Source organism: Dactylosporangium sp. McL0621, from assembly GCF_049995355.1.
GTDB lineage: Bacteria > Actinomycetota > Actinomycetes > Mycobacteriales > Micromonosporaceae > Dactylosporangium.
The window spans coordinates 11,851,251-11,871,142 of sequence record NZ_CP188259.1; the positions used below are offsets into that span (position 1 = coordinate 11,851,251).

Genomic DNA, 19,892 nt, shown 5'->3' on the forward strand with positions numbered 1-19,892 from the left:
CCGCGCGAGCTGAGCGGCCGTCAGCGCAGGGTGGCGGCGAACCCGTCCAGCAACCAGTCCAGACCCTCGTCGAAGTCCGCGACCCACTCCTCGACCCCGCCGCGCATCAGGCCGTGGCGCCCGGCCTCGGCCAGGTAGGGCAGGTCACCGGCGGCGATGAGGCCGGCGAAGTACTCGTCGGTGGAGGCGCGCCACTCCTCCTCGGTGAGCTGGTCGCGCCGCCGGGCCTCGAGCTCCTGGCCGCTCAGCGTGGCGAACCCCCACAGGTAGGTGTCGACCGCGCGCAGCAGGCGCACCGCGCGCTCCCCGGGCAGGCCGAGGCCGGCGATCGCGGCCAGGGACTGCTCGGCGTGGCGGGCCGCGTTGGGGCCGATCGGGGCCCGGGCGCCGAACTGGCCCATGATCCACAGATGCCGCCGGCCGACCTGGAGCTGGCGATGCAGCACGGCCTTGAGCGCCGTGCGCCAGTCGCCGCCCGGCACCTCGTCGACCAGCATCTCGCCGAGCACGTGGTCGACCATGAGGTCCACCAGGTCGTCCTTGCGCTTGAAGAACGAGTACAGGCTCATCGGCCGGGCCGAGAGCTCGGCGGCCACGCGCCGCACCGAGACGGCCTCGAGCCCCTCGCGGTCGGCGAGCCCGACGGCGCAGGCCACCACCGCCTCGCGGGTGAGCTTCTCCGGCTTCGCCGCGGCGGGGCGGGTCCAGAGCGGTCCCCGGGCGTCGGTCACGCGGTAATTGTATGGCGTACGAGATTGCGATACGGTGTATCGATCAGCGATACGCTGTATCGCTATTCGGTACGCCGTACGGAGGAGCTGGAAGATGGCGGAGAGACTGCCCCGGGACCTGCTCGCGCTCATCGGCGCGATCCTGCTGGGCGTGTTCCTGGTCCAGATGGACTCGACGATGGTCAACATCGCGCTGGAGAGCTTCCGGCGCGACTTCGGCGCGGACCTCGGCACCGTGCAGTGGGTCAGCGCCGCGTACCTGCTGGCGATGGCCGCGGTGATCCCGGTGGCCGGCTGGGCGATCGACCGCTTCGGCGCGCGGTCGGCGTGGCTCGTCTCGCTGGGGCTGTTCACGCTCGGCTCGCTGCTGTGCGGGCTGGCCTGGTCGGCCGGCAGCCTCATCGCGATGCGGGTCGTGCAGGGCGCCGGCGGCGGGATGCTCATGCCGCTGTTCCAGACGATCCTGGCCCGCCGGGCCGCCGGTCAGCAGTTCGGCCGGGTCATGGCGCTGGTCGGCGCGCCGATGCTGCTCGGGCCGGTGCTGGGCCCGGTGCTCGGCGGCGTGCTGGTCGACGGCCCCGGCTGGCGCTGGATCTTCCTCGTCAACCTGCCGATCTGTGCACTGGCGGCGTGGGCGGCCGTGCGGGTGATGCCGGTCGAGCGGATCGAGCGCCCGGCCCGCCTCGACGTGCTCGGCCTCGCGCTGCTCTCCCCCGCCCTCGTCGGCATCGTGTGGGCCCTGTCGCGGGCCGGCACCGACGGCGGCTTCGGCCCGGCGACACTGCTCGTGCTGGCGGTGGGCGTCGCCCTGCTCGGCTGGTTCGTCGTCCACGCGCTGCGGACCGCCGGCCCCGTGGTCGACCTGCGGCTGTTCCGCAGCCGCGACTTCGCGGCCTCGGCGGTCGTGATGCTGCTCGGCATGATGGCCCTGCTGGGCACGATCCTGCTGATTCCGCTGTACTACCAGCAGGTCCACGGCTTCACCCCGCTGCACGCGGGCCTGCTCATGGCCCCGCACGGGATCGGTTCGGCCCTGTCCCTGATCGTCGCCGGGCGCCTCGCCGACCGCTTCGGCGCGCGCCCGGTCGCGCTCACCGGCTCGCTGCTGCTGCTCGGCGTCACCCTCGCGCTGACCCGGCTCTCGGCCGGGACGGGGCAGTGGGAGATCGCGGCGCTCATCGCGCTCGGCGGGGCCGGCTTCGGCGGCGTCATCGTGGGCGCCCAGTCCGGGGTCTTCTCCGGGCTCGACCGCGCCGCGATGCCGCACGCCACCACCGCGGTGCGGGTGTTCCAGCAGGTCGGCGGCTCGTTCGGGGTGGCCGTGCTGGCGGTGGCGCTGCAGCGCAACGCCTCCGGCGCCGGCTCCCTCGACGCGCTCGGCGACGCCTTCGGCACCACCTTCTGGTGGGCCGCCGGCGCCGCCGCGCTGACGCTCGTGCCGATCCTGCTCATGCGCTCGAAGGCGCGCAAGGTCGCGGAGACCGCGGCCCCGGCCGAGCCGGCGTTGAATCCGTCATAAGACCCGTCGGGAGAAAAGTCCGAAAAGTCGCGGCGCGGAGCGCCCGACTTTTCGTGACCCGGCTTTTCGGGCTCTCGCCGTCAGGCCTGCTTCAGCTCCGGCTGCGGCCCGGCCTGGATGCGCTTCACGAAGCGGACGTTCCACAGCGCCAGCAGCACCATCGTGGCGATGAACAGCACGGTCGAGGCCGTCACCGCGGCCGAGGTCGGCAGGCTCAGCACCAGCGGGATGCGCACGATGGCGTCGAAGAGCAGCCCGGCGCCCCAGGCCGCGGACATGATGCGGAAGTTGCGCCGGAAGCCGGGCAGCTGCTGCCACCGCTGCTCGAACTCCGCGGCCCGGTCCGGGTCGCCCTCCTGCATGCGCAGGGCCGCGTGGAAGATCAGCGGGCGGCCCACGAAGCACGAGACCAGGAAGGCCAGGCCGGCAATGCCGGTGCCGAAGGACTCCTTGACGAGCAGGAACTTCGGCGAGCCGGTCAGGAACGACAGGCCCAGGCCGACGAGGAACACGCCGAGCATCACGGCCGCGAAGACGTCGAACTTGCGGGTGCGGGCCGCGACCCACACGACCCGGACGAGGGCGGCGAGGGAGCCGCAGAGCAGGGCCACGTAGTCGCTCGCGCCGAGCCAGTGCGCGACGAAGTAGGCGGCCAGCGACAGGCCCACGTCCCACAGCAGCGAGCCGAGGATGGTGAGGAGGCCGGGGGTCTTGTTCATCGCGCGTCTCCGATCCAGCGACCGTGGAACCCGGCCGGCACCCGGCGCGGGAGGTGGACAGTGGCGACCGGGCCCGCGGCCAGGCCGGTGGCGTCGTGCACGAGCAGGCGGGAGGCGACGTCCGGGTCGTCGTGGGTGGCGATGGACACCAGCCACCCGTCGTCCTCGGCATTCGACTCCGCAGTGGACACGAACACCGCCTCGCCGACGTGCCAGCCGGCGCCGAGGGAGCAGGTGTCGACCGTGCCGGAGACCTCGTCGTACTTCAGCACCGTGTCGGCCTCGACGGCGTACAGGTACCGGTTGGGCCGCCCCGTCAGCGTGTCGGCGATCGTGGGGAACTCGATCTGCCGGTCGTCGCGCCCCTCCTCGCGGACGCGGCCGGACGCCGGGTCGAACGTCCAGCGGTGCAGCCGGCGGTGGTCCCCAGCGTGCCGGACCGCGTCAAGCACGACCCGCCCGGCCGCGTCCTCGCGGGCGTTGCCGACGTGGAAGACGTAGCAGGGCTCCACGTCGAACCACCGCACCGCACCCTTCCCGTTGGGGTGACCCTCGACGGAGTCGCCGGACTTGGACATCACGCCGATCCGCGCGCCGTAGTCGTCGCTCCAGCGGTACGGCATGGTCTTGCCGAGCAGGTCGGCGTCGAAGACCATCGGCAGGTCGAGCCAGACGATGTGGTGCTCGGTCACGGCGAAGTCGTGCATCATCGTCGGCCCCGGCACCTCGATCTCGCGGCTCTCCACCAGCCGGCCGTCGGCGTCGAGCCGGTGGTAGGTCAGGTACGGCGGCAGCGCACTGTAGCCGAAGAAGTGAAGATCACCACTGGCCGGATCCTCCTTGGGGTGCGCCGTCATCGCGGTGGTGAGCCGGCCGCCGAAGTCGCAGGGGCCGAGCACGCCGAGCTCGCGGTCGATCTCGACCGGCAGCGCCGCCTCGACGAGCGCGAAGAGACGGCCGGCGTGGTGCAGCACCGACGTGTTCGGCTCGCCCTCGGCGTCGACCCAGCGGTTGCGGTACCACTCGGCGTGCCCGTCGCGCAGCCGGACGCCGTGCAGCATGCCCCGGCCGAGGAACCAGTGCGGCGCGAAGTCGCCCGGGCGCGGGTTCGGGCCGTTGCGGAAGTACCGCCCGGTGAGCTCCGGCGGGAGGGCCCCCTCGACCGGGAGGTCACGGGCCTCGATCTCGTCCGGCACCGGGCTGGTGTACCCGTGCTCGTCGTCATCCATATGCAAACTTTTACATGTCACATCTGACATGTCAATACCGTCATGTCGTGTTCGACATGTCGAGTACGACAGGTTAGGCTTGTCGCATGTCCCTCCGCCACGCCCTGCTGGGGCTGCTCGCCGACACCCCGCAGAACGGGTACGACCTGACGAAGCGCTTCGAGGAGACGCTCGCGGGCCACGCGTGGAACGCCGGCCACAGCCAGATCTACCCGGAGCTCAAGCGCATGACGGCCGACGGGCTCGTCGAGGTCGTGGACGAGGGTTCGCGGGGCAGCAAGGTGTACGGCGTGACCGACGCCGGCCGCGGGGAGCTGCGCCGGTGGATGTTCAGCCCGCTCGGCGAGGCCCCGGCCCGCAACGAGTTCGTGCTGCGCCTGTTCATGCTGTCCTCGCTCGACCTGCCCGACGTGCGCGTGCTCGTGGACCAGATGGCCGGGCAGAGCGACGAGGCGGTCGGCGAGCTGGACCAGGCGATCAAGACCATCGAGGAGTTCACGCCCCCGGGCCAGCCGCACGGCTACGCGCGCTTCGCCGCCGAGTTCGGGCGGCGGTACTACGCGCTGCAGCGCGACTGGGCCCGCTGGGTGCTCGATCAGCTGGAGCGGGACCCCGCTACGCCTGACGCGTCGGCAGCACGACCAGCTGACGCAGGTTGACGTGCCGCGGCCGGCTGACCGCATAGGCGATCAGGTCGGCCACGTCGGCGGCGGCGAGCGGGCCGATCGCGCCGAACATGCCGGCGAGCTGCCCGGACAGCTCGGGGTTGTCGATGTGCCCGCCCAGCTCGGTGTCGGTCAGGCCCGGCTCGATGTTCGTGACCCGCACGTCCCGCGGCCCGAGCTCCGTGCGCAGCGTCGCCGACAGGTGCGTGAGCGCGGCCTTCGTCGCGCCGTAGACGGCGTAGGCCGGGAACGTCACGTGCGCGCCGATCGAGGAGACGTTCACCAGGTCGGCCGGGCGCCCCGCCGCCGCCGCGGCGACGAGGTCGGGCCCGAAGCCGCGGATGATGCGCAGCGCCCCGGTCAGGTTCGTGTCGATCATCCGCACCCACTCGTCCTCGCGGCCGGCGTCGAGCGGGTTCGGCAGCATCACGCCGGCCGCGTTGACCACCAGGTCGACCGGGCCGACGGCCTCGTGCACGGTCCGCACGGCGGCCGCGACCGCGCCCGGATCGGTGATGTCGGCCACCACGGGCAGGCCGCCGGTCGCCGCGGCCAGCTGTTCGAGCCGGTCCCGGCGGCGGGCCAGCAGGGCCACCCGGGCGCCCGCGGCGGCCAGGAGCTCGGCGGTGGCCGCGCCCATCCCGCTGGCGGCGCCGGTGACGAGGGCGGTGCGGTCCTTCAGGTTCGCGTATTCGCTCATGGGTTCAGGCTCGGGCCCGCGGCCGGTCCGGCCCAGGGTGCGGTTGTACCCCAGGTCTGACAGGACCAGGATCGGGGCATGGAGCAGATCGGGGAGTTCCTCAGGTCGCGACGGGCCCGCATCCGGCCCGAGGACGCGGGGCTGGCGCAGTACGGGCGGCGCCGGGTGCCGGGGCTGCGGCGGGAGGAGCTGGCGCAGCTGGCCGGGGTGAGCGTCGACTACTACGTCCGCCTCGAGCAGGGGCGCACCCCCAACGTCTCCGATGCGGTGCTGGATGCCATCGGAAGGGCGCTGCGGCTGGACGGCACCGAGCGCGAGCACCTGTCGGCGCTGGTGCGAGGCACAACGGGTACCGCCGCCGCGTCTGAACAAACGGTGCGTGACGGCGCGTTGCGAATGCTCGCGATGATGGCGGACACGCCCGCGTTCATCCTCGGGCGGCGGATGGACGTGCTCGCCTGGAACGCCCTCGCGGGGGCGATCGGCGGCTTCGCGCCCGGGTTCAACGTGGTCCGGCACACCTTCTGCGACCCGGCCGCCCGCGACTTCTACGCCGACTGGGCCACCGTGGCCGGCGAGGCGGTCGCCTACCTGCGCCTGGACGCCGGGCGGCACCCCGGCGACCCGCTCCTGGCCGAGCTCGTGGCCGAGGTCTCCGCGGCCGGCCCCGGGTTCGCCGCGCTGTGGGCCCGCCACGACGTGCGCGAGAAGACGCACGGCGACAAACTGATCGAGCACCCGTCGCTCGGGTCGCTCGCGTTCTCGTACGAGACGCTGCGCTGGCCCGGCGACGAGGACCAGCTGCTCGTCGTCTACACCGCCGCCGAGGGCTCCCGGACGCTCGAGGTCGTTCAACGCATCCCGCGGTAGGCGCCGCGCAGGCGGTCGAGGCGCTGGCGCTGCTCGTAGGTTGCGCCGAGGCTGATCAGCAGCACGCCGGTGCCGGTGAACAGCAGCAGCATCATCCAGAACGGCAGGCCGATGCGGAACAGCTCGTTCACCGTCGCGATCACCGTCGCCGCGGCCCCGACCGCGACCGGGGCCTTCTGCTGGCGGGCCGCGCCGATCGCCACGCAGATGACGCCGGCCAGGATGAGCAGCACCCGGCGCAGCTCCGGCGAGTCGGGCTGGGCCACGGCGATCGCCAGGCTGGGGCCGAACCCGGCCACGAGCGCCGGGCCGTAGGCGAGCCAGCTGCCCAGCTCCGGCCGGTTGCGGATCTCGATCAGGCCGGTGATGAGGGCGAGGGCGGCGAACGGCAGCGTGTACGCCTCCGGGACCGCGACCCGCACGGTGATGAGCAGCAGCCAGATCGCCAGCAGCTCGGCGATCGACGCGGCGATGATGAGGATCGTGCGCTGGCGCCCGCTGCGGCCCTTGCGCGCCGCCGACAGGCCGAGGATCGCCCCGACGGCGGTCAGGGCGGCCGCGGTGTGCGCCGGGGAGCCGAGGGTGAGCAGCACCGCGATGCCGGCGCCGGCGTACCCGGCCGCCTCGACCGTCATCGCCTCGCGGTTGATGCTGTCGCTCGGCCGCAGGCGGGGCAGGGCGGCGCCGAGCACCAGCAGCACGGTCGCCACGATGAGCAGCGGGAACGCGCACTGCTTCAGGCCCAGGCCGGCCGCGAGCCCGGCGGCGATGGCGAAGCCCTCGGCGGTCGAGGCGGCCACGTGCCAGCCGAGGATCCGGCCGTTCGGGGTCTTGCCCCAGATGCCGCCGATCGCGCCGACCACGACCGAGCCGGCCAGCCAGGTCAGCGTCTGGCTGCGGGTGGCCAGGCTGCCGGCCCCGCCCGCCCCCGCGGCCAGCACCGCGATGACGAACACCAGCCGGCGCGCGCCGATCATGAGCCGGGCGTCGGGGCTCTCGGGCGACGGCGGCACGGTGAGGGCCAGGCCGAGCCCCGCGATCGTGGCCACCAGCAGGGCCAGGGTCGGCTGCACCGGCCACGGCGCGTCGAGCGCGGCCGGGGCGATGAGCAGGGTCAGGGCCGCGCCGGGCACCACGATGGCGACCGCCCGGTTGGCCACCGCCTGCGCGTCGCCGCTCAGCCCCACCGCCATCAGGGCGGCCGCGACGGTGAGCAGGAAGGCGCCCAGCACGTGGGTGCTGTTGCCGGCGTACTGCGCCAGCGACCCCAGGTCCACGGCGCTCTGCGGGGTGCCGGTCCAGGGGTGCTGGACCCAGCGGTACGGCCCGGCGAGCGCGGCGAACAGCGCGGGCGCGAGGAACACCACGACGATCGCGGCCGGGATGCCGGCGGCCGCGGCGACGCCGAGCGCGAAGTTGCGCGGGATCCGCTGCTGTTGCCGCGACGGGTCCCAGCGCACCGGGCGGCCGCCGCGGTCCGGCCGGAAGCGCCCGTACTCGGGCTCCGTTGGGCGGTACCAGTTGGCCCGCAGCAGCTCGGCCAGCACCCCGAGCAGGGCGGCGGCCGCGGCGTAGACGACCGCGCCGTCGCGCTGGACCACGAGCGCCACCAGCGCGATCGTGGTCGCGGAGACCGCGACGCCGGTGCTGACGTACGGCATGTAGCCGGGCGCCTGCTGGGCCGAGGCCGCGGCGGCGGCCAGGCCCACGGCGGCGGTCGCGAGCGCCGCGATGAGGATCGTGCTGGGCCGGTCCGGATGCAGGCTGCCGACCATCGCCGCGGCCGCTCCGGTGAACGCGAACAGCGCGCCGGCCACCCCGGCCCCGCCGACGACGGTCAGCGGGCCGCCGTCGACGTCCTCGTCGTCGACGTCCTGGTCGGCCGGGCGGTCGGAGGCCTCGCGCCGCAGGGCCACGGTGCGGGCCAGGCCGGCGATGAGCGCGCCGCTGACGCCGAGCGCGGCGAGGGTTCCGGCGGTGGCGCCGGGGCGCACGAGGCTCCCGCCGGCCGCGAAGAGCCCGGCCACGAGGGCCGCGCCGAGGCGCGTGTAGACGCCGCGCCAGCTGCGGGCGAAGGACGCCCACGCGGCGACGCCGGTGGCCGCGGCCCAGCCGATCACCATCGGCGCCTGCCAGCCCAGGCCCAGCCCGACCGGGGCGCCGAGGGTGGCGAGCACCAAAGCGGCCGAGGCGATGTCGTCGCCGTACGGCTGCGGCAGCGCGATCGCGGCCGCCCCGGCCAGCAGCAGCAGGGCGACCGGGATCTGCCAGCCGAACTCGGCGAGCCCGTGCGCGCTCTGGGCCCACCGGGCGTCCAGCGGGGCGTGCCACATCGGGTCGGCGGCCCGGATCACGCCGACGGCGCCGATCACGGACAGGGCGCCCGCGTACAGCCCCGTGCCGAAGCCGACCATGGCGGCGCCCGCGACCGGGCCGCGCCGCCACTCCTCCGGCAGCGACGAGCGGGCCGCGACCGCGACGAGGAACACGAGCAGGGCGAGGGTGACCACCTCGATGCCGGAGGCGGCCAGCGACACGGCCCGGGCCACGGCGCCGATCGCGGCGATGGTGACGGCCGCGGCGGCGGCGTCGGAGCCGGTGAACTCGACGCCGAAGGTCTGCCGGTCGTCCATCCGCGGCGCCGCCCACAGCGTCACCGCGGCGATCACCATGAGCAGGCCGATGACGAGGTCGATGGTGGTGGCGCCCTCGGCGATGACGGTGGCGAGGCCGACCGCGAGCGCGGCGGCGGTGGCCCCGGCCAGCAGCGGCACGCTGGGCTCGCCGCCGCGGGCGACCTGGGTCAGCGCGGCCACCGCGAGGCTGACCGCGAGCGCGAGGAAGCTCAGCACCAGCACGACGGTCGCGCCGCCGGGCAGGTCGCCGAAGACGATCGCGGCGGCGGCCGCGGCCGCGCCGGGCAGGGCGAAGAGCGCGCCGCCGGCCGCGGCGTCGGCGACCCGCTGGGTGACCGCGAGCCGGTCGCCGTCGGTGTGGTGCGGGCGCGGCAGCCAGGCGATCGCGGCCCCGGCGACGGTGATCGCGGTCAGCGTGAGCGCGGTCGCGCCCGGGCGCACCAGGGCGGCCGCGGCCGCGTAGAGGCCGAGCCCGAGCGCGGCGCCGAGGCAGACCCAGGCGGTGTGCGGGGCGCGGACGCGCAGCGCCAGGGCGCCGGCCACGATCGCCGCGCTGACCGCCAGGGCCGGGATCGCCAGCCAGCTCAGGCCGAGCGCGGCGGGCGCGACGAGCAGGGTCAGGGCCGCGCCGACGACGGCGATGTCGATCCGCAGCTCGTCCGGGGCCACCTCCGGGCCGATGCCGTCGCGCAGCGGGACGCCCACCGGCTCGCTGCGGCCGCTGAGCATGAGGATGCAGGCGCCGGTGAGCAGCAGGATCGCGATGACGTACTGCCAGCCGTCCGGTCCGACGGCGGCGTGGATGCGGCTCTCGTACGTGCTCAGGTCCGCGTCCCAGACCGGCCACGCGGCCCGCAGCGGCGCGGCGATGCCGGGGAAGGCCCGCACCAGCACCAGCAGCGCCGCGCCGGCGGCCGACACGGACACGGCGTAGCGGGGGCCGCGGCGCGCGTCGGCGGGCAGCAGCGGTACCCCGGCGGCCGCGACGGTCACCGCGAGGGCGAGGAACAGCGGGGTCGAGCCGGGCAGCCAGACCGCCCCGACCCGCGCTATGGCGACGATGACGGCGCCGGTGGCCACGCCCGCGGCGATGTCGGGCAGCACCCCGCGGCGCCAGCTCAGCGCGCCGCCGACGCCGAGCGCGGCGGCCACGAGCATGGCCGCGGCGGCCTGCAGCGTCGGCACGCGCTCGTCGGTGACGGCCAGCCCGACCGCGGCGGCCAGCAGCGCGACCCCGGTGGCGACGGCGAAGAGGATCCAGGCCATGTCGCGCATCAGCCCGTCGGCGATGCGGTTGGTGCGGCCGGTGTGCGCGAGCTCGTCCTCGGCGGCGGCGTCCTCGTGGTGGGCGTCGACGCGCCGCTGGATCGACTGCTTGAGCGCGACGGCGAAGGCTAGGTCGATCAGCGCCACGCCGGACAGCGCGATCGCCCACCCGGTCGGGCCGTGGATCGCGTCGTAGAACAGCAGCGGCAGTACCGGCTGCAGGGCCAGCAGCGTCGCGTAGCGGGACGCGATCAGGTGGCTCTGCATGCTGTACACGGCCGCGACCCCGGCCGTGACCAGGCAGACAAGGCCCAGATAGGTGCTGAACCGGGGCCGGTCCGCGCCCAGCAGGTGCTCCGAGCGCACCACGTAGCCGTCGAGGAGCACGAGCAGCAGGGCGACCGAGGCGACGGTCTCGGCGGTCGCGCTCAGCCCGCGCTTGACCAGCACGAGCGGCAGGGCCAGGGCGATCGCGGTGATGGCGGCCAGGGACAGCACCCGGCCGACGGTGCCGATGCTGCCGAACGCGTCGAGGGTGAGCACGATCGCGGCACCGGCCAGCAACAGGCCGCCCAGCGCCAGGACCGACGCCTGCATGCTGCTCTCGGTCGCCTCGGGCTGGTCGCCGGCCGGGAGGCTGCGCTCGCCGGCGCGGGGCCGGCGCGGCGGGGGCACGTCGAGCGGGGCGATGCGGCTCGTGGCGGGCACGTGGCCGCTCTCGACCGCGTGCGGCGCGCGCGGGGAGAAGCGCTGCTGGCTCGGCGGTACCGGCGGCAGGGCGGTGGTGGTGGTCGTCGCGCTCGTCGTCGTGGTGGTGGCCGTCGTGGCGGCGGTGACCGGCTCCGGGGGCGGGCTCACCGGCGCCGCGGCCTGGGTCACGGCCGGCGGGGCGGCCTCACGCTGGCGGCCCAGCAGCGGGCGCTTGGCCTTCGCGGCCTGGGCGGCGCGCTCGGCGTCGACCGTCGCCCGGACCTTGCGCCGGAGGCTGTCGCGCTGCGCGGAGGTGTGCGCGAGCTGCTTGCGCAGCATCTGGTGGTTCTCGGTCAGGTCGCGCTTCTTCTGTTCCAGCGCCGCGACGGTCCGCTGGAACAGGGCGAGCGCCGCCGCGTCCGGATCGTGCGGCCGGCCGCACGAACGGCAGCCGGTGGCCTCGCTGGCCGGCCCACCACACGCTGGGCACGGGTACGTCTCCACGCCACTCCTCCCCCGGTGCTCTCGGCCGGGACCCCGCGCTGCGGTGCCCCGGCCGTTCACGCCCTACTGGGAAGAATGCCTTGTTTCGACGGGCTACGAAAGCGAAGTGCCCGTTCGGGAGGTTCTCTATGAAACGACCGGACGCCCCATGCCGCGGTACTCCCAGCCGGCGGCGACCCAGACCGCCTGGTCGAGGCAGTTCCGGCCGTCGATCACGCGCTTCGCCGAGACCAGCGGGGAGAGCGAGTTCGGGTCGGTGTTGCGGAACTCCTCCCACTCCGTGAGCACGCACACGAGGTCGGACCCGGTGACGGCGTCGTTGAGCGTCTTGGCGTAGGCGACGTCGGCGACCTCGGCCCGGGCCTGCTCCATGCCCTCCGGGTCGTAGACGGTGACCTCGGCGCCGGAGCGGGCGAGCTTGCGCACGACCGAGAGGGCCGGCGAGTCGCGCACGTCGTCGGAGTTGGGCTTGAAGGTCGCGCCCAGCACCGTGATCTTGGTGCCGGCCAGGTCGGGGCCCGCCGGGCCGTAGCCGCGGCCGAGCAGCTGGGCGGAGAGCTGGACGATCTTCTGCCGGCGGCGCTGGTTGATCAGGTCGACCTCGTGCAGGAAGCGCAGCGCCTCGCCGACGCCGAGCTCCTGGGCGCGGGCCTGGAACGCGCGGATGTCCTTGGGCAGGCAGCCGCCGCCGAAGCCGACGCCGGCGCGCAGGAACTTGTTGCCGATGCGGGCGTCGTAGCCGATGGAGCGGGCCAGCTGGGTCACGTCGGCGCCGGCCGCCTCGCAGACCTCGGCCATCGCGTTGATGAAGGAGATCTTGGTGGCCAGGAACGCGTTGGCCGCGACCTTCACCAGCTCCGCGGTGGCGAAGTCGGTGACGACGACCGGGACCTCGCGGTCCTCGGTGACGGCCAGGTCGAACACGCCCTTGTGGGCCGAGTAGAGCATGCCGGTCGCCCACTCGGACTTGACGCCGAAGATGACGCGGTTGGGCCGCAGCACGTCCTCGACGGCCACGCCCTCCTGCAGGAACTCGGGGCTCCAGGCAACCTCGACACCGAGGTCGACGGTGGAGTTGCGGGCCACGAGCTGCTCGATCCACTCGGCGGTGCCGACCGGGACGGTCGACTTGCCGACGATGAGCGCCTTGCGGGTCAGGTGCGGGACCAGGTTGGACACCGCGCTCTCCACGTGGGAGAGGTCGGCGGCCATGCCGTCGGCGCGCTGGGGGGTGCCGACGCAGATGAAGTGGATGTCGCCGAACTCGGCGACCTCCTCGTAGGACGTCGAGAACCGCAGCCGGCCGGCCGACAGGTTCTTGCGGAGCAGCTCGTCCAGGCCGGGCTCGTGGAACGGCACGTCCCCGCCCGCCAGCTTGGCGATCTTGGCCTCGTCGATATCGAAGCCGATCACCTCATAGCCGAGTTCCGCGAAGCAGATCGCGTAGGTCGCGCCGAGGTATCCGGTGCCCAGGAAGGTCAGCCGGGGCCGCGCCGATCCAGAGGGCGCGGCTACGACGGGTGGGGTGCTGGGGTACGCGATGGTCACGCCTTAGTCTCCGCTCGATCGAGGTCCGCTCGGCCGACCCTCGCCTTATGGGATCGGGCCGACGTCGCCACGGCGAGGATAGACCCTTGGCGGCAACCGTGCCTTCGGCCGTTTCGTTACTCGTCGGTATGCTCACAACGGCGGGCCGCTGAACGGAGGTTCAGCAGCGCTGTGACGAGGGGGTTTACCGTGTTCGAGGCCTATTCGCTGCCCGAGGAGCACATCGCTGTGCGCGAGGCGGTGCGCGCAGTGTGTGACGGAAAGGTCGCACCGAACGCGGCGACTGCGGACGAAACGAGCGAGTTCCCCCAGGCTTCGTACGATGCGCTGCGTGCCGCCGACTTCCACGCTCCGCACATCCCGGAGGAGTACGGCGGCGCCGGCGCGGACGCGCTCGCCACCGCGATCGTGATCGAGGAGGTCGCCCGCGCCTGCGCCTCATCCTCGCTCATCCCCGCCGTGAACAAGCTCGGCACCATGCCTCTCCTCCTGGCCGGCTCCCACGAGCTCAAGGAGCGCTACCTGTCCCCGGTCGCCCGCGGCGACGCGATGTTCTCGTACTGCCTGTCCGAGCCCGAGGCGGGCAGCGACGCGGCGGGCATGAAGACCCGCGCCGAGCTCGACGGCGACACGTGGGTGCTCAACGGGGTCAAGCGCTGGATCACCAACGCCGGGGTGAGCGAGTACTACACCGTCTTCGCTGTCACGGATCCGACCGCGCGCTCGCGGGGCATCTCGGCGTTCGTGGTCGAAAAGTCCGACCCGGGTGTGAGCTTCGGCGCACCCGAGAAGAAGCTCGGCATCAAGGGCAGCCCGACGCGCGAGGTGTACCTCGACAACGTCCGCATCCCGGCCGACCGCATCATCGGCGACCCGGGCACCGGCTTCGGCACGGCCATGCGCACGCTCGACCACACGCGCGTCACGATCGCGGCGCAGGCCCTGGGCATCGCGCAGGGTGCGCTCGACTTCGCGCTGGGTTACGTACAGGAGCGCAAGCAGTTCGGCAAGGCGATCGCCGACTTCCAGGGCATCCAGTTCATGCTGGCCGACATGGGCATGAAGCTGGAGGCGGCGCGCCAGCTCACCTACGCGGCGGCCGCGAAGTCGGAGCGCGGCGACGCCGACCTGACCTACTTCGGCGCGGCGGCGAAGTGCTTCGCCTCGGACGCGGCGATGTCCATCACAACGGACGCGGTCCAGCTCCTGGGCGGCTACGGCTACACGAAGGACTTCCCGCTGGAGCGCATGATGCGCGACGCGAAGATCACCCAGATCTACGAGGGCACGAACCAGGTCCAGCGGATCGTGATGGCCCGGCAGCTCCTGCAGGGCTGAGGACCGCTGTTCGGCCGCGGTCTATCATGGCCCGCCGTGCTCACAAACGAACAGATCATCGGACAGGCCCTGGATCGGATCGAGGCAGGGTACGTCTTCCCGGCGAAGGTCGCGGACATCGACGCCGCGATCCGGCGCCGTCTCGCGGCCGGCGAGTACGACGACCTGGACGGGCCGGCGCTCTGCGCGACGGTGACCGCGCACCTTCAGGAGGCGTGCCCGGACAAGCACCTGCGGCTGCTGTGGACGGACGAGCCGCAGTCGCTGGACCCAGCGGACGAGGACGGCGGGCGGGCCGCGTTCCTCGCGCTGCTCAGGGCGGAGAACCAGGGGGTCCGCCGGGTCGAGCAGCTGGACGGGAACGTCGGGCTCATCGACCTGCGGCGCATCGCGTACGCCGACCAAGGGGCCGGCGCGATCGGCGCGGCCATGCAGCTGGTCGCCCACAGCTCCGCGCTCATCCTGGACCTGCGCGCCTGCGCCGGCGGGGCCCCGGAGGGGGCCGCGATGTGGTGCAGCTACTTCTTCCGCGACGACCAGGTGCACCTCAACGACTTCTACGAGCGGTCCACCGGCGCCACCCGCCAGTTCTGGACGAGCGCGTACCTTCCCGCGCCGCGCTATGCGGACCGCCCGGTCTATGCGCTCACCAGCGCGGTCACGTTCTCCGGGGGCGAGGACGTGGCGTACACCCTGCAGGCGCACGGCCGGGCCGTCGTCGTCGGTGAGACGACCCGTGGCGGCGCCCATCCGACGGACCGCCACCCGGTCACCGAACACATCCTCGTGACCGTGCCGACCGCCCGGACCATCAACAGCGTCACCGGCACCAACTGGGAAGGCGTGGGAGTGGTCCCCGATATCTCCGTCCCGGCCGACCAGGCACTCGACACGGCGCTCAAGGCCATCTCGGGCACCTCGGGCGCATAGGCGCGACCGCGTCGGCGGCGTTCGCCCGAACGCGGGGCTCGGGTCCACCCGAGCCCCGCGCGGCGGTTCAGTGCCAGGTGCGGCCGAACCACCGCCGTACCCGGCTCGACCCGAACTCCGTCTTGTCCGCCCGATAAACGTCCGACGCGTCGTCGAAGGTGCCGAACGGGGTCTCGCCCCGGCGGAAGGTCACCTGGACGCGGCCGATGCGCTCATGGCCGAACTCGACGAAGCAGATGCCGGTGCCGTCGTAGGTCGCCGCGTCGCCCTCGCCCCGGTGCGCCGCGATGATCTGGGCGGCGACGACCGCCGCCTGCCCCTCGGCGAAGACCCCCGCCTTGGGCGTGCCGACACTCGTCACGTCGCCGACCGCGTAGACACCCGGGTACTGCGTGCGCAGCGTCAGCGAGTCCACCGGGATCCAGCCGTCGACGCACATCCCCGAGTCCCGCACCACCTGCGGCGCCCGGTGCACGGGCACCCCGAGGAACAGGTCGAACGGCATCTCGTCGCCGTTGGCGAGCATCGCCACGTTCCGCTTCGGGTCGAGCCCGCGCACGAGCCGGTCCGGGTGCCAGCCGATGCCCCGCTCGGCGAATGCCTTGAGCAGCGCCTGGGAGGCGGCCGGCGACGGCGGGATCGGCGCGCCCAGCGGCATGACCAGCTCGATCCGGGAACGGTCCCGCAGCCCCCGGGCGAGCAGGAGGTCGTGCAGCATGAGCGCGGTCTCGCTCGGGGCCGGCGGGCACTTGAACGGTGTCGACGTGACCCCGACGATCACCCGGCCGCCGGCGAACCGGTCGAGCACGTCGCGGACCGCGAACGCGCCGTCCACCGTGTAGAACTCGTGACCGGCCTCGACCAGGCCCGGGGTCGCGCCCGGGTCCAGGTCGGCGCCGAGTGCGATGACCAGGACGTCCGCCTCGTACGGACCCTCGTCGGTCTCGACCCGCCGCCCCGCCGGGTCGATCGACCGGATCGTGGTCCGCACGAAGCGCACACCCGGCTTGACCAGGCCCGCGTACGAGTGCCGTACCGCTGCCGCGGTGGTGCGGCCGAACATGACGTCGAGCTTGGAGAAGCCGAAGACGAACCCGTCGGCCTTGTCGATCAGGGTGATCTCCGCCTCGTCACCCAGGGCCTCGGACAGCCGGGTGGTCAACTCCAGCCCGCCGAAGCCCGCACCCAGCACCAGGACGCGCATGATGATCAGGCCGGCTGCGCGACGATGCGGATGTACGGCTTCGGCTCTTTCCAGCTGCCGAAGACCTCGCGCGCCCGGTCGTTGCTGACCGAGCCGGCGATCACCACGTCCTCGCCCTGCCGCCAGTTCACCGGCGTGGCGACCGCGTGCCGCGCGGTCAGCTGCAGCGAGTCGATGACCCGCAGGATCTCGTCGAAGTTGCGCCCGGTGGTCATCGGGTACAGCAGGATCAGTTTGATCTTCTTGTCCGGGCCGATCACGAAGACGCCGCGGACGGTCTGGTTCTGGGCGGCGGTCCGGTCGGCCGCGTCACCGCTGACGTCGGCGCCGAGCATCCCGTACGCCTTGGAGACGACGAAGTCCGCGTCCCCGATCATCGGGTAGTTGGGGGCCGCGCCCTGCGTCTCCTCGATGTCGGCGGCCCACTGGGCGTGCCGGTCGACCGGGTCCACCGAGAGCGCCATCAGCTTGACGCCGCGCTTGTCGAACTCCGGCTTGACCTTCGCCATGTAGCCACCGAGCTGGTCCGCGGCCACCAGCCGCTGCACGGCGCGGGCCGCCTCGATCAGGTTGCCACCGGCCTCGAGCAGCCCGGCGTACTCCCCGACCAGGGCGAGGAAGTCGACGTTGAGCTCCTCGCGCGGGGCGGCCGCCCACTCCTCGTACAGGTCCTCGGGCAGCAGTCCGTACCGGTAGACGGCGATCGCGGCGGCATACGCATCGACGTTCCTGCTCCCGCGGGCCTCGGCGACCAGGGACCAGTAATCGCCGACATCGACCGAAAGGCCGCCGGGCGGCAGGAACAGCAGATCCCCCGACGAAACGATGAATTCCGCACCTTCCGCGGAATGAAGAATTCGCCGGGCGGAATGGAGCGTCTTGCGCAAATTGGCCGCGGCCGCCGCCGGCTCGAACTCCGGCCACAGCGCCGCCGTCACCTGCTCCCGCCGCAATCGGTGCCCCGGCGCCAGCGCGAGCAGCTTGACCAGGGCCGCGGGCTTGCGCTGGGACCACACGCCGGGGTCGATGGCCCGACCTTCCACGGATACCCGAAAACCACTGAAAAGGTCGATGCGCAAATTAACGCGGTTACCGTACCGATTTAATTCACAAAAGCGGCTCGGGCGTCCGGGCGCTCCGGTCCTACGTCAGGGTCGCGTCGTGGACCAGGATGGCGAGTTGGGCTCGCAGTGCTCAGTCGTCGAGGGCGTTCGGCGGCCAGGCGTGCCACGACGTGATGTCGATCACCGCGGTAACGCGCGGGCGCTCTCGGTTCGGGTAGGGCTTGCCCGTGTACGCGGTGGCGATGCGGTCGATGTCCGCCAGGTCCGGGTCGTCGGTGAGGTCGGTCACGGTGCCGGTCACCGATACGTGGGTGTACCAGTTCTCCTTGTCCAGCACCGTCAGGCTCACGCGCGGCTCGTCGCGCAGGTACGCGAGGCGTTTGCGGCCCGCGTCCATGTTGACGATGATGCGGCCCTCCTCGAAGAGGTACCACGTCGCCACCGTGACGGGCTGGCCGTCCTGGCGCACGGTGGCGATGACGGCCGGGTTGGGCTGGGCGAGCAGGCGCTGCAAGGGTTCGGGAAGTGTCACGCACTCCACCGTACGATCCGGCCGGCCCGCCCGCCCATCAGATCACATCACCTGGGCCGACCAACCCCGGAGCGCAGCGCCGCCGGTGGCGCTCAGCGCCCGCGGCGGCGGGTCACCCAGGCCCGGGCAGCCCGCGTCGATGCGGCCGGTGTCGAAGAAGAGCACCGCGTCCGCGGCGCACTCGGGCACCAGGAGCACCGAGCCGTGGATGTCATCCTCCACTGTGTACACCTGGCCGCCCACCATGGCGTGGGTCTGCCACGTCCACTCGTACGGCGACGGGGTCTCCCAGCGGTGCCCGACGAGCACGAGCCGGCCGCCGCCGGGGGTGATGCGCACCGGCTGGGCCGGCAGGGGCCAGCCCGCGCAGCCCGCGGAGAAGCCGTTGACGCGCCCGGTCAGCGGGTTGTCGGCGAGCCGGCGCTGGTACGCCGCCCAGTCCGCCTCGAACCCGAGCCGCGCGGTGTCCTCGTTGCAGAACGCGGCCTGGTTCATCGTCCGGTTGGCCTGCTCGGGCAGGTCGGCCGGCGGCGGCTCGCCGGGGCCTCCGTCGTCACCGAGCACCTCCTTGACCGTCGGCGGCGCGGCCGGGCCGGTCGCGGTGCGCAGCTCGGCCAGTACGGTCGCGGCCACGTCCCAGCCCGGGTGCTCCTGGGCCGCGGCGAGCGCGATGAGCGAGCCGTCCAGGGTCATCGGCACGTCGGTGAACTGCCGCGGGTGGGCGTCGAAGTCCTCGCGCATCGCGATGATCGTCGCGCGGACCTGCGCGGCCGTGGACCCCAGGTGGTACGTCGCGTCGCGCTCGGCGACCCAGGCCACGAAGCGGCCGGCGTTGCGCTCGGCCGCGGCCGCCCGGCCGTCCTCGAACGCGGGGATGGTGAAACGCGGGATGGCGACGCTGTCCAGCAGCATGCGGTCCACGCTGTGGGGGAAGATGGTCCGGTACACCACACCCAGCCACGTGCCCCAGGAGACCCCGAGGAAGTTCAGCTTCCGCTCGCCCAGCGCCGCGCGCATCACGTCGAGGTCGCGGGCCACGTTGGCCGTCGTCAACTGGCTCAGGAACGCCGGGTCGCTGCCGCCGCACGTCTGGTTGAAGGCGGCCTCGGTGACGTACAGCTGCCGCGCTGTTTCCTTGGACAGCGCGCCGGGCGGCGGCTCGGGCGCGCCGGTGGGCGGTGCGCAGTTGACCTTCGTGCTGTAACCGACCCCCCGCGGGTCGAAGCCGATCAGGTCGTAGCGCTCGTTGAGCTGGGCGTCGGTGTCATTGGTGATCATGACGCGCGGCGGCATCAGGTACCCGCTGCCGCCCGGGCCGCCCGGGTTCAGCGCCAGGCTGCCGAGCCGGTGGGTCCTGTCGGTCGCCGGCAGGCGGGTCAGCGCGACGGTGATCTGCCGGCCGCGCGGGTTGCGGTAGTCCAGCGGGACGGTGACGGTGCCGCACTGCATCCGTCCCAGGAGGGCCTTGTACTGCTCGAGACGGTCCGGCGGGGCGAGCGCACGCAGCGCCGCGTCGGAGTAGGTGGGGCACGGCTTCCAGTCGACGGCCGGCCCGGCGCGCCCGGCGGCCGCGGGCGACGCGGCGAGCAGCGCGCCCACGCCACCGAGCAGGGCCGCGGACGCGATCCAGCGTTTGGAGGTATGCATGGGCTCACCCTGCGGGGTGAGCGGCGCTACGCGCGTCAGCCTTCAGAGGTACGCGATATATGTCTTGCGATGGATGTGTCGGTTGGCGGCCGGCCCGTAG

General features: G+C 73.2%; 15 protein-coding genes. 5 read left to right on the top strand and 10 right to left on the bottom strand.

Annotated elements, in window-relative coordinates; translation table 11 throughout:
- Nucleotides 1-20 precede the first annotated feature (20 nt).
- Nucleotides 21-731 (bottom strand): TetR/AcrR family transcriptional regulator C-terminal domain-containing protein, encoded by a 711-nt coding sequence (locus ACPPVO_RS56185; RefSeq protein ID WP_426507865.1) that lies wholly within the window; start codon nt 729-731, stop codon nt 21-23.
- A 94-nt stretch (nt 732-825) separates the two neighbouring features.
- On the opposite strand from ACPPVO_RS56185, the gene ACPPVO_RS56190 reads away from it, so the two are divergent.
- Entirely contained in the window at nt 826-2,250 is a 1,425-nt protein-coding gene (locus tag ACPPVO_RS56190; protein WP_426507867.1) for an MDR family MFS transporter, read from the top strand.
- Between the two features lie 80 nt (nt 2,251-2,330).
- On the opposite strand, the gene ACPPVO_RS56195 is transcribed toward ACPPVO_RS56190, so the two are convergent.
- Both ACPPVO_RS56195 and ACPPVO_RS56200 read right to left on the bottom strand, forming a co-directional pair.
- Nucleotides 2,331-2,969, bottom strand: a complete 639-nt coding sequence (locus ACPPVO_RS56195) for a VC0807 family protein (protein ID WP_426507868.1) — start codon at nt 2,967-2,969, stop codon at nt 2,331-2,333.
- Nucleotides 2,966-4,198 (bottom strand): carotenoid oxygenase family protein, encoded by a 1,233-nt coding sequence (locus ACPPVO_RS56200; protein ID WP_426507870.1) that lies wholly within the window; start codon nt 4,196-4,198, stop codon nt 2,966-2,968. Before ACPPVO_RS56200 ends, ACPPVO_RS56195 begins: the two co-directional genes overlap by 4 nt.
- Before the next feature lie 86 nt (nt 4,199-4,284).
- Here ACPPVO_RS56200 and ACPPVO_RS56205 point away from each other — a divergent pair, with 86 nt between their 5' ends.
- Nucleotides 4,285-4,857 (top strand): PadR family transcriptional regulator, encoded by a 573-nt coding sequence (locus ACPPVO_RS56205; protein WP_426507872.1) that lies wholly within the window; start codon nt 4,285-4,287, stop codon nt 4,855-4,857.
- On the opposite strand, the gene ACPPVO_RS56210 is transcribed toward ACPPVO_RS56205, so the two are convergent.
- Nucleotides 4,814-5,563 (bottom strand): SDR family oxidoreductase, encoded by a 750-nt coding sequence (locus tag ACPPVO_RS56210; RefSeq protein ID WP_426507874.1) that lies wholly within the window; start codon nt 5,561-5,563, stop codon nt 4,814-4,816. The genes ACPPVO_RS56205 and ACPPVO_RS56210 overlap by 44 nt on opposite strands.
- A 78-nt stretch (nt 5,564-5,641) precedes the next feature.
- Here ACPPVO_RS56210 and ACPPVO_RS56215 point away from each other — a divergent pair, with 78 nt between their 5' ends.
- Nucleotides 5,642-6,433, top strand: a complete 792-nt coding sequence (locus tag ACPPVO_RS56215) for a helix-turn-helix transcriptional regulator (RefSeq protein WP_360378543.1) — start codon at nt 5,642-5,644, stop codon at nt 6,431-6,433.
- Here ACPPVO_RS56215 and ACPPVO_RS56220 read toward each other — a convergent pair.
- Nucleotides 6,415-11,529, bottom strand: a complete 5,115-nt coding sequence (locus ACPPVO_RS56220) for an SCO7613 C-terminal domain-containing membrane protein (RefSeq protein ID WP_426507875.1) — start codon at nt 11,527-11,529, stop codon at nt 6,415-6,417. The two genes, ACPPVO_RS56215 and ACPPVO_RS56220, sit on opposite strands and share 19 nt — an antisense overlap.
- Before the next feature lie 126 nt (nt 11,530-11,655).
- Nucleotides 11,656-13,077 (bottom strand): UDP-glucose dehydrogenase family protein, encoded by a 1,422-nt coding sequence (locus ACPPVO_RS56225; protein WP_426507877.1) that lies wholly within the window; start codon nt 13,075-13,077, stop codon nt 11,656-11,658.
- A 189-nt stretch (nt 13,078-13,266) separates the two neighbouring features.
- Between ACPPVO_RS56225 and ACPPVO_RS56230 the strand changes: the two genes are divergently transcribed.
- Nucleotides 13,267-14,415 carry an acyl-CoA dehydrogenase family protein gene (locus tag ACPPVO_RS56230; protein ID WP_426507879.1) on the top strand — a complete coding sequence of 383 codons (1,149 nt, stop codon included), beginning with the start codon at nt 13,267-13,269 and terminating at the stop codon, nt 14,413-14,415.
- 36 nt (nt 14,416-14,451) lie between these two features.
- Complete coding sequence (locus ACPPVO_RS56235) at nt 14,452-15,345, top strand: S41 family peptidase (protein ID WP_426507881.1); 894 nt, start codon at nt 14,452-14,454, stop codon at nt 15,343-15,345.
- A 67-nt stretch (nt 15,346-15,412) separates the two neighbouring features.
- Here ACPPVO_RS56235 and ACPPVO_RS56240 read toward each other — a convergent pair whose 3' ends face one another.
- The 4 genes from ACPPVO_RS56240 to ACPPVO_RS56255 form a co-directional block, all read right to left on the bottom strand.
- Complete coding sequence (locus ACPPVO_RS56240; RefSeq protein WP_426507883.1) at nt 15,413-16,549, bottom strand: NAD(P)/FAD-dependent oxidoreductase; 1,137 nt, start codon at nt 16,547-16,549, stop codon at nt 15,413-15,415.
- Nucleotides 16,550-16,554: 5 nt separating this feature from the next.
- Entirely contained in the window at nt 16,555-17,592 is a 1,038-nt protein-coding gene (locus tag ACPPVO_RS56245; protein ID WP_426507885.1) for a redoxin domain-containing protein, read from the bottom strand.
- Nucleotides 17,593-17,743: 151 nt separating this feature from the next.
- On the bottom strand, nt 17,744-18,145 hold the full coding sequence (locus tag ACPPVO_RS56250; RefSeq protein ID WP_426507887.1) for a TIGR03618 family F420-dependent PPOX class oxidoreductase: 402 nt from the start codon (nt 18,143-18,145) through the stop codon (nt 17,744-17,746).
- A 42-nt stretch (nt 18,146-18,187) separates the two neighbouring features.
- Nucleotides 18,188-19,792: an alpha/beta fold hydrolase gene (locus ACPPVO_RS56255; RefSeq protein ID WP_426507889.1), complete on the bottom strand. Its 1,605-nt coding sequence runs from the start codon at nt 19,790-19,792 to the stop codon at nt 18,188-18,190.
- Between the last annotated feature and the right edge of the window lie 100 nt (nt 19,793-19,892).

Bases quoted from the DNA above. Each gene is read 5' to 3' on its own strand.
- ACPPVO_RS56190 (WP_426507867.1), top strand. From the start codon at position 826: ATGGCGGAGAGACTGCCCCGGGACCTGCTCGCGCTCATCGGCGCGATC.
- ACPPVO_RS56195 (WP_426507868.1), bottom strand. From the start codon at position 2,969: ATGAACAAGACCCCCGGCCTCCTCACCATCCTCGGCTCGCTGCTGTGG.
- ACPPVO_RS56200 (WP_426507870.1), bottom strand. From the start codon at position 4,198: ATGGATGACGACGAGCACGGGTACACCAGCCCGGTGCCGGACGAGATC.
- ACPPVO_RS56205 (WP_426507872.1), top strand. From the start codon at position 4,285: ATGTCCCTCCGCCACGCCCTGCTGGGGCTGCTCGCCGACACCCCGCAG.
- ACPPVO_RS56210 (WP_426507874.1), bottom strand. From the start codon at position 5,563: ATGAGCGAATACGCGAACCTGAAGGACCGCACCGCCCTCGTCACCGGC.
- ACPPVO_RS56215 (WP_360378543.1), top strand. From the start codon at position 5,642: ATGGAGCAGATCGGGGAGTTCCTCAGGTCGCGACGGGCCCGCATCCGG.
- ACPPVO_RS56240 (WP_426507883.1), bottom strand. From the start codon at position 16,549: ATGCGCGTCCTGGTGCTGGGTGCGGGCTTCGGCGGGCTGGAGTTGACC.
- ACPPVO_RS56255 (WP_426507889.1), bottom strand. From the start codon at position 19,792: ATGCATACCTCCAAACGCTGGATCGCGTCCGCGGCCCTGCTCGGTGGC.